This window comes from Gloeothece verrucosa PCC 7822 (assembly GCF_000147335.1).
In the GTDB taxonomy this organism is placed as follows: Bacteria; Cyanobacteriota; Cyanobacteriia; order Cyanobacteriales; family Microcystaceae; genus Gloeothece; species Gloeothece verrucosa.
In genome coordinates this window covers 4,151,185-4,165,629 of the sequence record NC_014501.1, presented here as the reverse complement: position 1 = coordinate 4,165,629, position 14,445 = coordinate 4,151,185, and the positions used below count along the sequence as shown (strand labels likewise).

Below are 14,445 nucleotides of genomic sequence, written 5' to 3'. Positions count from 1 at the left end.
ATAAGCTATTCAGAGCAATTTTAAACTAGATGGGAACGACTACAAGCGAAATTTTTATGAAATTTATCGGCATTGATCTGGCTTGGTCATCTGGCTATACTGGAGTTTGCGCTTTAATTTGGCAAAATAATCAGCTTGAATTACTCGAACTCAACCATTTCCAAAAAGTCCATGATATTTTAATTTGGATCGATGATTTTATTGCGCCTACTGAAGGAGCGTTAATTGCTGTTGATGCTCCCACTTTAATTACTAATCACACCGGTATGAGATTAGCCGATAAACTCACTCATCAATATTTCCGCCGCTATCATGCTGGCTGTTATCCGGCTAATTTATCCCGTCCTTTTGCTCGGCAAACAGTCGCTTTTGGCTCGAGTTTAGAACAACGGGGTTTTCTTCATGCCCCTACCATTACTCCTCAACAAGTCGGACGTTTTCAAATCGAAGTTTTTCCTCATCCGGCTATGGTCAATTTATTCCAGTTAGAGCGAATTTTAAAATATAAAAAAGGTCCCTTAAAACAGCGTCAATCGGAATTAATTAAATTGTACAATTATATTGTCAAAAACTTAACTCATTATCAACCTAAACTCGTTTTAAATTTTACTTTTGAGCTTATTGATACATCTTTAAAACAGCCGCTCACCGGCAAACAACTTAAAGCCATCGAGGATCAACTTGATAGTCTCATCTGTGCTTATGTGGCGGCTTATTGGTGGTATTGGGGCCCTGAGCGTAACTTGATTTTAGGCGATGGTGATAGCGGTTATATTGTTATTCCTGCTCTGATTTCGGGGACTCTATAATTGTTAGGATCATCTTCGTCAGCGCGCGGGTGCAAGCATTGATGGACCGAACAATATTTTATTCTTTGTTAAATCCCCGATCGGTATTGATGGGGATACCCCACACCCCGCATCCTTCTTAACACAGAAGCTCGGAGAGCATGGTATAATCATCAAGATAATTTTCAGAGTTTAAGGAGTCAGATAATGAGTTTTAAATCATTGAATATAAATTCATTAACTCAAGAAAGTATTCACCAAACAATCCTTGACTTGTTAAAAGATGAAAACAAAGGATTATTACTTGAAATTGGAGCTTATAAAGGCTATTTAACTCAAAAAATCCAAAATGAAGGCTTTAAGGTGATGGCGTGCGATCTGAATCCTCAAAATTTTATTCCCAAAGAAGAAATTACTTGTCAAAAAGTCGATTTAAATAAAACTTTACCTTATGAAGACGAAACTTTTGATTATATCGTTGGTGCTGAAGTCATAGAGCATATCGAAAATCCCTGGCATTTAATTCGAGAACTTTATCGAATTACCAAGCCGAATGGTATTGTCATATTAAGCACTCCTAATTTACATAACTGGTATGTTAGATTGGGGTTTTTATTAAATTCAAACTTATATAATTTTGTATCTTCCTATGAAGAAATCGGTCATATCACTCCTGTTTTTCTCTGGAATTTAGAAAGAATGGCTAAAGGAAGATTTAAGTTGACAGAAATAAAAACTAGCCGTAGTTTCATCCCTAAACTAAATATTCTTCTCCCCTTTAAGGGCCTTGGGTTTGGTCAATGTGTTATTGTAAAAATGTTGAGAGAAGAGAACTTTTGTGAAGATCCCAGCTTAAAATGGTATAGTTAATGACTTGCTTAAAAAACTTGGCTAGACACGCTTATAATTGGGTTTGTTTATTGATGTGATCGAAGAGGTAATTCGTCAAACCCTTTTAGACATTATTCCACCATTACCCTAACTTGACCAATAGACTCGAGTTGCCGGCGAAAGCCAACCCTCAACAATGGATAATCTAACCCGCTTTGGCGGGTTTTTTGGTCTAGCTGTACTCTTGAGGTTGAACTACGCCCATCCGCTAGGCTCTTGTACTTTTTACAAACAAATAGAATATCATAAATACTATGAAAATCAGACCAGACATTCAAAACCTGCAACCTTTACTCATCGAGTGGCGAAGGCACTTTCATCAATACCCAGAACTCGGGTTTAATGAAGTGATGACCGCCGAATTTATCGCCCAAGGTTTGAGACAATGGGGACTCGAACCCATCACCGGCGTAGCTCAAACGGGTATTGTGGTCACCCTTAAAGGAAACCGTCCAGGCAAAACCTTAGCCCTGCGGGCCGATATGGATGCTTTACCCATCGAGGAAAATCAGGAACTCTCCTATAAATCAAAACATCCGGGGATTAGTCACGCCTGTGGACATGATGGACATATCGCCATACTCCTAGGAGTCGCTCATTATCTATCTGAGCATCGAGACTTTCCAGGAGAGGTGAAACTGATTTTTCAACCGGCTGAGGAAGGATTAGGCGGCGCTCAGGCGATGATTGAAGCCGGGGTGACTGAGGGAATAGATGCTATTATTGGCTTACACCTGTGGAATAATTTACCAGTAGGAACCATTGGGGTGCGTCCAGATAATTTAATGGCTGCCTCAGAGCGTTTTGAATGTCTGATCACTGGTAGAGGCGGTCATCCGGGAATGCCTCAGCAAACCATTGATGCTGTAATTGTCGTTACGCAAATTATTCAAGCTTTACAAACTATTGTTGCCCGTAATATTAATCCCTTTGATCCTTGCGTGATTACAGTGGGGCAAGTGGGAGCCGGCACCAGATATAATGTAATAGCCAGTACAGCCCAATTTAGCGGCACAGTACGCTATTTTCATCCTTATTTACAAGAATTTCTCCCTAAAAGAATTGAAGAGGTCATTCGAGGAGTCTGTCAAATTCATGGGGCAGAATATGAACTCCATTGGCATCGCACCAGCCCCACCGTCAAAAATCAGGCTCAATTAACAGAATTAGTGACAAAGATCGCAAAATATCGGGTAGAAATTCCACAAAATATTATTTATGATTGTCAAACGATGGCCGGAGAAGATTTTAGCTACTTTCAAGCCAAGATTCCGGGTTGTTTCTTTTTTCTAGGTTCTGGTAACCCTCAAATGGAGTTAAATTATCCTCATCATCACCCCCGCTTTAATTTTCAAGAAATTGCTTTGAGCTATGGCGTGGAAATGCTGGTAAGCTGCGTCGAACAGTTTAAAAGTGTGGTCTAGAATTGGACGGCGAACTCAGTTACCCTAGAAGGAACAATTCTTGCTATGCTGGCTAATACTGATGATATGACAAGCCGCAATGGAATGCGGACTGGGGGGACGAACTTGTCCGCCTCTAGGCTCATCAGTTGCTGATTCAACCATTAGGAGGAATTTTTTCGGGTGACCATTTTTCCTTGATAGGGTTATTAAGGAAGTGGCTAGACAACGATCGATTAGATGCCGCTAAGAGAAAATCGGGATGACATCTTTTAGGTACTGAAAAAAACTCTTAATATGATGAAAATGGTAGGTTAATATAGGGCAATCTCATGACCATAGCCGAGGAGTTAGAAAAAGAGTGGCGTTCTCGTCTGAGTAAAGAGGACATTAAACTGAGTGAAACGGTATGTAACAGTATCGTTTACTGGTTATTGGGGGAAGATACTCAAAAATTTGAAGATTTTAAGCCAGAGCAACTGAAAATTTTGGCTCAGGGCATGGACTATCGTTACCGCATTTTGCGACAACGTTATTTAGCCGTCAGTCCTACTCAAGCTTATAAAAATTTACTTAATCGTTTGGGTTCGGTGGTCACCCTACGCAATAAAATTCGCACTTGGGTAGCTTTGAGTCGAGACCGACAACGAGCGGTGGTAGATGTGCTACAAGAAGTTATTCAAGAAATGTTAAAAAATGACCGCTACATTCAATCACAAATTGAATGGATCTCTCAATGTACTAAAGATGAGCGTCTCAGAAATAGTATACTTTTTGCCACGATCGAAGAGTATAGCCTACGCCCGATTCGCAATCAACCGCTTTTGGGCTATCGCTTTGTCAATTACTTACGTCGTCAGTCTCGTGGAGGGATGACCCAAGTGCCCCAACAGGAGATGATCCGTATATTATCTGAAGAAATTGGCACCGATGAAGATGAATCTTCAGTCAGTTTATTAGATACTATGGCGGTGAGTCGCTATCAGGAAATTCAAGAGTGGGAAGAAAAACAAACGCTACGCCAAAAGGTTCAACGAGAATTTGAAGCTTATTTAGAAACTAAAGTGGGTCAACAGGCAGTAGATTGGCTTAGACTTTATTTAGCGGGACGATCTCAAGAAACCATCGCGGCTCGGCTCAATTTACCAATTAAGCAAGTTTATCGACTACGGGAAAAGGTTAGTTATCATGCTATTAAAGGATTTGCTCTCAAAGGCAAACCCGAATTAGTGGCCAACTGGTTAGAAATATCCCTGAGTGAGCATAATTTAGGACTCACTCCGGCTCAATGGGAAAAGTTTTGGCTCAGTTTAAGTTCTTTCCAACAACCCATTGTTGCCCTCTCTAAAGCGGGTAAAAATCCAGAAACCATTGCTCAAGAGTTGAACCTCAAAAAAAGTCAAATCCTCAAGGAATTGATTGATATTTATCTAGCCGCTCAACGACTACGTAATGATGACATTACTGAATGAGCAGTTAAACTCATGCTTGAAAAAGAGGACAGAAAAGGCTTTCAAGAATGTTACATTTCTTAACAAAGCTCTTTTTTCTTCAAAATAAATTCCACACTATTGATGTCTAAATAGTTAGATTCAGAGGCAATTTTAGTTAGATTTTTTACCACTTAGGATTTTTAGCTAATAAAGCCGCTAATTGTTCACTAGGAAGCGGTTTAGCAAAGAAATAACCCTGCCCATATTCACAACCGAGAGATTGCAGAATTTTCATTTGTTCTTCTGTTTCTATGCCTTCAGCAATAACATCTAACTCGAGATTATGCCCTAACATAATCACAGTTCGCACAATTTGAGCATACCTATCATGACTTTCTCCGCTATTCATACGACGAACAAAAGATTGATCAACTTTTAGAGTATCCACCGGAAAACGATGGAGATAACTCAAGTTAGAGTAACCGGTGCCAAAATCATCAATGCTCAATCTTAACCCTAAATCTTTTAGCCGCTTGAGTAACTCGATGGCGGCTTCCACGTCATTCATCATCATACTTTCTGTAATCTCTAATTTTAAACTTTTACGATCTAAATTGATTTTGTCTAAAATAAATTGAACCTGTTGCACTAAATTCGGTTGAGAAAACTGGCGGCTAGAAAGATTGACACTAATCATTAAAGGTGGGTTTTGAGGAAATTGTAGGTGCCATTCTTGCATCTGACGACAAGCCTCTTGTAAAATCCATTCTCCCAGAGGAATAATTAATCCGGTCTCTTCAGCAATAGGAATAAAATCTCCGGGTGAAATAAATCCTCGCTTCAAAGAGTTCCATCGTACTAAAGCTTCTACTCCGGCTATTTTCCCAGTTTTTAGAGAAACTATCGGTTGATAAAATAATTGAAATTCGCTATCTTTTAGTCCGCGCCGCAAATCACTTTCTATCTGTAAACGTTGCACCACAGGTTCACGCATTCCTGTAGCAAACATCTCATAACGATCTTTTCCTATATGTTTAGCTTTATACATCGCGCTGTTAGCATCTCGCAGTAATTCTTCTGCCTTAAAATTGTCTCCCCTACGAGTGTAAGCAATACCAATACTTACGCTGGTATAAATTTCTTGACCCTGCCAGTAAAAAGGCTGTGTTAAGAGTTTTTGCAAATCCTTGGCAATTTGAGCCGCTTCATCGATATCAACCAAAGAATTTAACCATAAGGCAAATTTATCTCCTTCTACGCGAGCGAGTTGCTCTTTATTATTCACTTGTGTTTGAAGTCGCTGGGCTATTTCTCGTAGCACATAATCTCCTGCCTCATGTCCCAATCCTTCATTAATCATTTTAAAACTATCAAGATCGAGTAAATAGATGGCAATTAATTGTTTATAGTCAGATTTTTGGCGAGGGTTACTTCGCTGAAGTTTTTTAATAAATAATCTCCGATTCGGAAGATAAGTTAAATTATCATAATAAAAATTTGAGAAAAATTTAGAAATTAAAACGAATATTCCTGTACTAACTAAGCCGAAAATGGGAGGAATAACCGGAATCCAACCTGAAATGCTAAATACTAAAAAACCGATGCCCCACAATCCACCGATAGCAATTAAACCTGTTCCCATAAAGTATATGGGGGAATTTAAACGCCAAACGATTAGACCACCTATCAAAGACCAAAACCAAATCCAGACAAATTCTCCCCACTCAGGGAAAAACCAAAATTGGTGCTGATTATCTAAAACTGTGCTGAGAATTTGGCTAACCATTTGAGCATGAATGACTACCCCAGGCATAAAGTAATCGTTTTTCTCGCTCTTACTATAAGGCGTGGCAAATAGGTCTTTTGCACTGGGGGCGGTAGTACCAATCAAAACTATTTTATCTTTGACCCAATGCGGCTCGATTTTCCCTGAGAGGACATCAGTTAAAGAAATTTTCTGAGCTATATTACGGTTAGTATCTTTACCATTATTTGAACGGTATTTTAGTAAAATTTGCGTTCCAACAGCTTCATCAGGACTCATCTGATATCCTCCGGAATCGGCTTTTAAACTTGGGAATACTGTTGAACCGATTTGGAATGAGTCAGCATCAACTTGAAAGGGATGCTGTGAGTTTAAATATTTTAAAGCTACTTTTAGAGCAAAGGAATAAAATTGTTGTTGATCTGACTGCACATAAAGTAAATAGCGGCGCAATACATTATCAAAATCTATGGGCAAATCAGCAAAAGCAATGCGGTCTTCTGTTACCCCATCAGGCGGCGGCAATTCATAATTGCCTTTATCACCAGCTTTATATAGACCAATGATATTATCTTTTGCCAAAGCCTCTTTAAGAGCCGCTTCTCCAGGAGGGTGAGGCACATCTCGAAATAAATCTAGACCAATAACTTTAGGCTGATATTGTTGTAGATTTCCGAGCAGTTTGGCGATTGTTTGATCAGTTAATGGCCATGTTTTTTGGTCTCGAATATCTTTTTCTGTGATCTCTACAATCAGCAAGCGGGGATCAGGCGGGGATTGAGGTGATAAAGTGACCATCTGATCATAGCTCTGTAGCTCTAGGGATTCTAAAATTTTTGCCTGCCTCATGCCGATGATAATCCCCGTAACCACTAAACTTGCTAAAACAGTAAAAGAAACTTGAGACAATTTGGTCTGAGTTTCAATTCCTGCTTTTTGCCAAGAAACTGTGGCTATAGCCACTAAAGATTGTATTTTTTGGGGAAGCTTAACTTTCACTGTAATTGTGTTGAACTAGCTGGCTTTCTTATGGTCAAGATTCTCGAAACCGCTCTCCGAGGCTCAAGAGCCAAAAATGACTATAGTCTCTATCATAATGCCCTCAGAAGAAGCCCTGCTATTAATTTTTTTTGGCTTTGGTTGCTGAGCGGCATTTTTGTTGACAGTAGCTCTATTACTAAAATAACAAATCTATTTGAACTCTGAGGTGTTTTATTGACCTTGCGGTTTTTCGGGCAAAGAATTTACTTAAAGAACGTTTGGAAAAGGTAAAAAAATTAATAGGTCTCCGTAAAACTACGTAATTCAAACCGAGTTTTCTAGAAAAAAAAACCTATGCAAATGTGCTTAATTCAACGTATAATAAATATATAAAAGTATATTTGATTAGGTGGCTTAACTATGAGTTAGAAGCTCTAAGACTATACAATCACCTAAGATAAAGGAAAATTATTATGTTTAAAACTCTCAAACCCTATAAGCTTTTAACACTCATCAATTTAGCTTTATTCTTGAGTTGTGCTGAGTTGCCCTTAGCCGAGCAAGTCAGAGCTAACAACAGCAATAATTCTTCTCATATTTTTCCCGTGCGACGAGTAGGAGGAGGAACCCGAGGGGAATGTATCCAAGCTCAAGCAACCTCTTTAAATGGCTCATCGCTGCCCTGTCCTTCCTTGATCGCTTTAATTCCTGAACAATTAGTCATCACCTCTTCTGTTACACCCACATTACTCTTTTATATTCCTGCCATTGGGAATTATGAAAAAATACAGGTAGAGTTTATCTTACGCAACGAGCAAGACCAATCAGTATCCCAAGCCAGCTTTACCAGCAGTGGCCAAGGCGGCATTATTAGCTTTACCATTCCCAAGTCACAAAGCTTTCAAGGATTGAAAACCGAGCAAAATTATCATTGGTATCTATCTATTATTTATGATTCCCGTGATCGCTCCCATGATGAGGTAGTAGAAGGATGGCTACGTCATAGACCTCTAGAAACGGCCCTGGCCTCTCAACTAGCTTCTTCTACACCGCTAGAACGAGTACAGTTATATCAACAACATAATCTCTGGCATGAAGCCCTCTATACTTTAGCCGAATTAAAACGAAGTCATCCTGATGATCCAGCCATTGCTCAGATGTGGACAGGACTTCTAGGAGCAATAGATTTAAATATGGTGGCTAATGAACCGTTAATTAACCAAATTTCTCAACCGCAATGGAGTTTTAACACAAGATTATCGGACAAGATCACTTACCGTCCCATCTAGTTGTGCCGAGCGACCGTTAAAATTTCAAAGACTGCCAGAAAAACTCAGGTAAAGCTAACATCCGCCGCCAACGCCAAGGTTCCTGATATAACCGATAAAGCCATTCTAAATTTGACTTCTGTAACCATAGCGGTGCGCGAGTTTTGTTTCCTGACCAAATATCAAAACTGCCTCCAACACCAATCCAAATAGCATCAGGACATAAATAACGATGTTGCTGAATCCACAATTCCTGACGTGGAACCCCTAAACCGACTAAAATTAGCTTCGGTTGTTTTTGCTGTAAAGTGGTTTGCCACTGTTGTTGTTCTTCTTCATTGAGATATCCATGATTGCTCAACAGGGAAAGTTTGGGCAATTTTTGTTGCCAGATTTGAGCCGCTTTCTCGGGAATTCCCGGCTTACCCCCATAAAAAGCAATGGAACAAGGTTGTCCTAGTTCTCCGATTTGTTGCACAAGAGATTGAGCTAATTCAATTCCTGGACACCGTTGCTGTTTTTGACCTCGTAAACGAAGATAAAAAATAATCCCGGCTCCATCAGGAATGACTAAATCCGCTTGTTCAATGATTTGCGCTACTGTTGGGTCTTGTTGAGCTAAGATTGCCATTTCGGCATTGAGAGTCACAACGTGAGTCCCTTGTTTATTCTCTAGGCGCTTGAGCAACCAAGCTGTATAGTTATCCAGAAGATGAACGGGTAAATTCAATACAGAAAAGGTTTTAGGGTTTTCTACGAGAGTTGGCAGCATAAATGAGGGTTGATAAAATTTAACGACTCATCTAAGAGTGTAGACCAGAGCAAAAAAAAAGGGTTCCGCTTTTTGGAACCCTGATTACAACATTGTCAACAAAAATTGTTCACCGATAACGGTTAACTGTTAACAATCACAGGTTCTCCACCTGCTAACGTTAGAGGAAAATGATGAGCATTAGGGGAGTGCATCGCTCTAAGTCCTAAATTAGCTCGGTTGAGCAAATCTGCATCAGTATAAATTGGATGTCCCTGACTATCGATGACAGATTGATTAAAATTGAAGCCATTGAGATTAAAGGCCATAACTCCCACCGCTAAGGTAGCAAACCAAATTCCCACCACCGGAACCGCCGCTATCAAAAAGTGAATCGAGCGGCTATTACGCAAACCCAGTCCAGGGAAGAGAAGACGACCTAAATAACCTTGATGTCCAGCCACTAAATTATAAGTGGTTTCTTGCTGACCAAATCTGTAGCCTTGGTTAATGGACTGGGGTGCGGAACTCGTTCCGCACTCTTGTTCAGTGGTTTCTTTAATTAAACTCGAAGACACTAAAGAGCCATGTACAGACGAGAGTAAGGCACCGCCAAAAATTCCGGCTACCCCTAACATATGTAACGGGTGCATTAATATATTATGGTCAGCCTGAAACGCTAACATAAAGTGAAAAGTGCCGCTAATCCCTAAAGGCATTCCTTCAGAAAAACTGCCTTGACCGATAGGATAAACTAAGAAAATTGCACTTGCCGCCGCAACTGGCGCAGAATAAGCTACAGCAATCCAGGGACGCATCCCTAAACGATAGCTTAATTCCCATAAACGGCCTAAATAGCACCAAATTCCGATCAGGAAATGTAAAATAATTAATTGATAAGGGCCGCCGTTATATAGCCATTCATCAATAGAAGCCGCATCCCAAATCGGATAAAAATGTAACCCGATCGCTGCCGAACTGGGAATAACCGCAGCACTAATCAGATTATTGCCGCTCAACAAAGAGCCAAAAATGGGTTCCCGTATCCCTTCCATATCTACCGGAGGCGCAGCGACAAAAGCAATCACAAAGCAAGCGGCAGCCGCAAAAAGGACAGGAATCATCAAAATGCCGAACCAGCCTACATATATGCGATTATTTGTACTGGTTATCCATTGGCAAAACAGTTCCCAACTATCACCAATGTCTAGTTCACGACGACCTTGAATGACACTACTCATAGCAATCGTTCCTCAATTGAACACGACAAGAAACTCGAATTTGTAGAGATTGCCTTGAGAATTTTAATTTTATTTTTCTCAATTAATTTTTATTCTAAATGACTCTTTTAATACAGCAGAGCTTTTTTTTTAAAACTTTTAACTTAAATAAATATCTTAACTTTTCTTCATTTCCTGTATTGTTTATTGATAAAACTTCATCAAGTCTCTGATTCCTGTTCATGGGTGGACTGAGAATTTTTAAAAATTTCTAATTCTTCGCGTAATGATAAAGGATTATAGCCTAAAGCCAAAGCCTGAGAACTATCTAAAGACACATCAGCCGGTCTTGGTGCGGCGAACGAAAGGTCCTTTTGCCGACAAGATTTAATCAGATCGATCGGAAGTTGTAGAACCTCTGCCATTAAAAGCCCAAATTGATAACGAGAAATTTTTTCCACACCTCCTAAATGCAATATTCCTGCAACCTTTTCTAAAGCCAATAAAAGTCCCCTAGCCGCCGTTGAACCACTAACCGGCGTTCTAAATTCATCGATAAATAAATTTATTTCTTTGCCTTGGTTAAGAGATTTAATCCAAGGTTGAATAAAACTTTCAGCCGTAGGGGAAGACAAACCGAACATTAACGGCATTCGACAAATGGCGGTTTTAGGATAAATTTTTCTCATTCCCTCTTCAGCTAAAACTTTTTGTTCTCCATAATAACTGATGGGGGAAACCGGATCAGTTTCTTTATAGGGCGCGTTTAAGCCGTTAAAAACCAGATCAGTAGAGGTAAAAACACAAGGGATATTATAATCAGCACATAAGCCAGCTATATTTAGAGAAGCCGTCACATTAATACGATAAGATTGCTCAGGATACTGTTGACAAAAATTCGGTTTAGACTGGGCGGCAGTATGAATAACTGCGGTTGGGTTTACCTCGGCAAAAAGTTGTTTAAGACTCGGAAAATCTGTTAAGTCAACAGGAATGAGGGTAACATCTTTGAGGGTGAGAGGATGAGCGCAATAAGTTCCATAAATATCCCACTCAGAAGCGGCAATTTTGCCAAGATTCCCACCGAGAAAACCACTCGCACCAGTAATTAAGAGTTTTTTCATACCCAGTTTATTGAAACACTATATCATTAACAAAACTATTTAGCTTCAGAGGGAAAACTGCCTGGACGAACAGCGAGAATTTTTGTTGATCCTTGACGGTTGATTGTAACTTCTAAAGTTTGTCCGATGGTACTGCTTTCCACTTGTTCTTGTACTTCGGTAGATGTTTTAACAGGTTGACCGGCCACTTCTTCGATAATATCACCCATTTTAAAGCCGGCTTGTTGTGCCGGAGAATTCTCCACCACTCGAATGACTAATACTCCTTTGTCTTGAGTAACTTTTATTTTCAACTCATCACTTTTATTAATCTGTTCCACTAACTCGGGTGTCAAAGTAACCATATGAATGCCTAAATAGGGATGTTCAGCTTTTCCCTTAGTAAATAGTTGTTTAGCGACCCTGGTAGCCGTTTCAATGGGAATAGCAAAACCCAAACCTTGAGCATTAGCTCGAATAGCTGTATTAATTCCCACCACTTCTCCAGAAGCATTCAATAAAGGTCCCCCAGAATTACCCGGATTAATGGCGGCATCAGTTTGAATAAATCGCACCCGTTTGTCAGGAACACCCACCTCACTACTGGTACGACCTAAAGCACTAATAATCCCTACGGTTACAGTATTATCTAATCCTAGGGGATTGCCAATAGCGATGGCCCATTCTCCGGGTTGAAGCGTTTCAGCTTTTCCTAAACTGACGGTAGGCAAATTGTTGGCTTGAATTTTCACCACCGCCACATCGGTCATATCATCGATTCCCACCACTTTACCATCATAAGTTTGGCCATTTTTGAGGGTCACTTTTACCTGAGTAGCACCTTCTACCACATGAGCATTGGTGAGGAGTTCTCCATCAGAGCTTATGATAAAACCTGAACCTGTGCCGCGTTCTACATATTCTTTAGGCATAGGAGCCTCATTGCCGAAAAAATGGCGAAATAGGGGATGTTCAAAGCCTTCAGGCACTTGTTGCGCCACTTCCCTAGCCGCATCAATACGCACTACGGCGGCTCCCACCTTTTGCACGGCCTTAGCAATAAAATTCAAATTTTCACTCGAAGGCGAATCCGAAGAGATAGCAAACGACGGCAGCACAACCGGGACTAACTTTTTGGAAGTATCTTGTGCCGAGGTGGTTTTTGGGTTGATTAAATACTGGCTTCCTAAAACCCCCAAACCCGTACCTACTGCCAATAAACTTAGAGAAACAGCTAATTGTTTGAAAGATTTACTCATGCTCATGGATCGCCCCGTCAGATGACTCCTTTTTCTTATTGTAAGCAACTTTTCCTAAAACTACCCTACTACCCAAATAATACGGGAGGGTGAGAGCCTCCGATTTCTAATCCTTAGCACCGCGAGGGACCCGATGAAACCCGACACGACAGAATTTATTCTGGCGTATCTTGAACCAACCGTCTAATTGCTTCTCTAATAAGCTCGTTGATTGACCTCTCTGTCTTAACTGATAAATCTTTTAGTTCTTTGTACTCCTTGTCTGAAAGCCTCAGATTATATTTTTGCATAATCCCAATAATACGTTAATATGGGATTATCTTAACACTGTAGGATGAAAAACTCCAGAACAAAAAACGCAGGGTTAAGAATCTGAACCATGACAACTAAAGATAGAGGGTTCGACTAAGAGGCTATTTATAAAGTCAATCTTAAGAAACGAGGCGACGCAACATTATCCTTGTCATAACTGCATAAATAGCGGCTTCACTCATTTCTGATAATTTTTCATAATCTTTACTCAAACGACGATACCAGTTAAACCAGCCGAACGTTCGTTCCACAATCCATCTTTTCGGTAAAACTTTAAATTTTTTGTCTGAACGCTTTATTACTTCTACTCTTGCTTGAATCATCAACCAAATAGCCAGAGCAAATTTATCACCACTATAACCAGCATCTACCCACATTAAAGCCACTTTTTCAAGCAGTTTGGGATTTTCTTCTAATAGTTCCATTACCGCCGTCGCCGCTAAGACTCTTTCTTGACCATGAGCTTCAGCTACAATTACTTTCAAGATTAATCCTAAACTATCAACTAATAATTGCCTTTTTCGGCCTTTGACTTTTTTTCCACCGTCAAAGCCATACACATCCCCCTTTTTTCGGTTGTTTCCACCGATTGGCTGTCTGCTATGATTACACTACTTTGCGGAGATTTCCCTACCTGTTGACGAACCATCTGCCGGAGGGTGTGATTGATTTTTTCCCAAACCCCCTTTTTGACCCATTTGCGATAATAACTATAGACTGTGGAGGGAGGAGGAAAATTTTTGGGTAAATATCTCCATTGGCATCCGGTCTTCAAATGATAATATATCGCATTACAGACTTGTCTAATATCTGTAGTACGCGGATGTCCCCCGGATTTAGCGGCTGGAATAAGTGGGGCAAGCAATTCCCATTCGGCATCAGATAAATCACTTGGATACAAGCAGATCGCTCCTCACTTTTGATTGCGAACAATTACCCAGATTAGATTAATCGTTTTTGGCCTATTTTTTTCTTGTCTTTAGATTTACTTTATAAACACCCTCTTAGAGGGTAGGGGAGATCAATTAGATGCAACGCCCTTGGAACATTCTATAATTTAATAAAAAAGCCCCGATGAGAATTGAATTAATCAGCAAAAATTAAGCAATCAAGACATTGAGGATCAAGCGTTTCTTGTGGAACCACCTAACATCAAAGGAACCCGTCGGGAACGCTCCCCCGAAAAACACCCTAAAAATCTCGCGCGCTCTCGTTTTGGGGAAGGCTATCCAGACGCGGCTACGGTTTTTCCGGTCTCGTCTACTTTATAG

Annotated in this window: 13 protein-coding genes; 6 read left to right on the top strand and 7 right to left on the bottom strand. The window is 40.1% G+C overall.

Translation table 11 applies throughout. From position 1 onward, the window contains the following. The first annotated feature begins 29 nt into the window (after window positions 1–29). From CYAN7822_RS18410 to CYAN7822_RS18395, 4 genes are all read left to right on the top strand, one after another. The gene (locus tag CYAN7822_RS18410; RefSeq protein ID WP_245602595.1) at window positions 30–809 is read left to right on the top strand and encodes a DUF429 domain-containing protein; all 780 of its coding nucleotides are present in this window, start codon (window positions 30–32) and stop codon (window positions 807–809) included. Between the two features lie 186 nt (window positions 810–995). Further along, window positions 996–1,658, top strand: a complete 663-nt coding sequence (locus tag CYAN7822_RS18405) for a class I SAM-dependent methyltransferase (RefSeq protein WP_013323763.1) — start codon at window positions 996–998, stop codon at window positions 1,656–1,658. Window positions 1,659–1,933: 275 nt separating this feature from the next. Continuing rightward, entirely contained in the window at window positions 1,934–3,103 is a 1,170-nt protein-coding gene (locus CYAN7822_RS18400; protein ID WP_013323762.1) for an amidohydrolase, read from the top strand. Between the two features lie 311 nt (window positions 3,104–3,414). Next, window positions 3,415–4,554 carry a HetZ-related protein 2 gene (locus tag CYAN7822_RS18395; protein ID WP_013323761.1) on the top strand — a complete coding sequence of 380 codons (1,140 nt, stop codon included), beginning with the start codon at window positions 3,415–3,417 and terminating at the stop codon, window positions 4,552–4,554. A gap of 145 nt (window positions 4,555–4,699) precedes the next feature. Here the strand turns inward: CYAN7822_RS18395 and CYAN7822_RS18390 are convergent, their stop codons facing one another. Further along, on the bottom strand, window positions 4,700–7,279 hold the full coding sequence (locus CYAN7822_RS18390) for an EAL domain-containing protein (RefSeq protein ID WP_013323760.1): 2,580 nt from the start codon (window positions 7,277–7,279) through the stop codon (window positions 4,700–4,702). A 455-nt stretch (window positions 7,280–7,734) separates the two neighbouring features. Here CYAN7822_RS18390 and CYAN7822_RS18385 point away from each other — a divergent pair, with 455 nt between their 5' ends. After that, window positions 7,735–8,550, top strand: a complete 816-nt coding sequence (locus CYAN7822_RS18385; RefSeq protein WP_013323759.1) for a DUF928 domain-containing protein — start codon at window positions 7,735–7,737, stop codon at window positions 8,548–8,550. A gap of 16 nt (window positions 8,551–8,566) precedes the next feature. On the opposite strand, the gene CYAN7822_RS18380 is transcribed toward CYAN7822_RS18385, so the two are convergent. From CYAN7822_RS18380 to CYAN7822_RS36860, 6 genes are all read right to left on the bottom strand, one after another. Beyond that, complete coding sequence (locus CYAN7822_RS18380; protein ID WP_013323758.1) at window positions 8,567–9,301, bottom strand: WecB/TagA/CpsF family glycosyltransferase; 735 nt, start codon at window positions 9,299–9,301, stop codon at window positions 8,567–8,569. Between the two features lie 122 nt (window positions 9,302–9,423). Further along, a complete protein-coding gene (gene psbA, locus CYAN7822_RS18375; protein ID WP_013323757.1) occupies window positions 9,424–10,521 on the bottom strand; it encodes a photosystem II q(b) protein in 1,098 nt (365 codons plus the stop codon). A 200-nt stretch (window positions 10,522–10,721) separates the two neighbouring features. Next, window positions 10,722–11,624 (bottom strand): SDR family oxidoreductase, encoded by a 903-nt coding sequence (locus CYAN7822_RS18370; RefSeq protein WP_013323756.1) that lies wholly within the window; start codon window positions 11,622–11,624, stop codon window positions 10,722–10,724. A gap of 35 nt (window positions 11,625–11,659) precedes the next feature. After that, window positions 11,660–12,862, bottom strand: coding sequence for an HhoA/HhoB/HtrA family serine endopeptidase (locus CYAN7822_RS18365; protein WP_041933304.1), 1,203 nt, complete (start codon window positions 12,860–12,862; stop codon window positions 11,660–11,662). A 155-nt stretch (window positions 12,863–13,017) separates the two neighbouring features. Next, window positions 13,018–13,152: a ribbon-helix-helix protein, CopG family gene (locus CYAN7822_RS40510; RefSeq protein WP_083786876.1), complete on the bottom strand. Its 135-nt coding sequence runs from the start codon at window positions 13,150–13,152 to the stop codon at window positions 13,018–13,020. A gap of 141 nt (window positions 13,153–13,293) precedes the next feature. After that, a protein-coding gene (locus CYAN7822_RS36860; RefSeq protein ID WP_173362888.1) for an IS5 family transposase occupies window positions 13,294–14,075 on the bottom strand; the annotation gives its coding sequence in 2 pieces (ribosomal slippage) (window positions 13,294–13,748 and window positions 13,748–14,075; 783 coding nt in all). Between the two features lie 235 nt (window positions 14,076–14,310). Here CYAN7822_RS36860 and CYAN7822_RS40200 point away from each other — a divergent pair. Continuing rightward, window positions 14,311–14,445 carry a hypothetical protein gene (locus CYAN7822_RS40200; protein WP_280988800.1) on the top strand — a complete coding sequence of 45 codons (135 nt, stop codon included), beginning with the start codon at window positions 14,311–14,313 and terminating at the stop codon, window positions 14,443–14,445.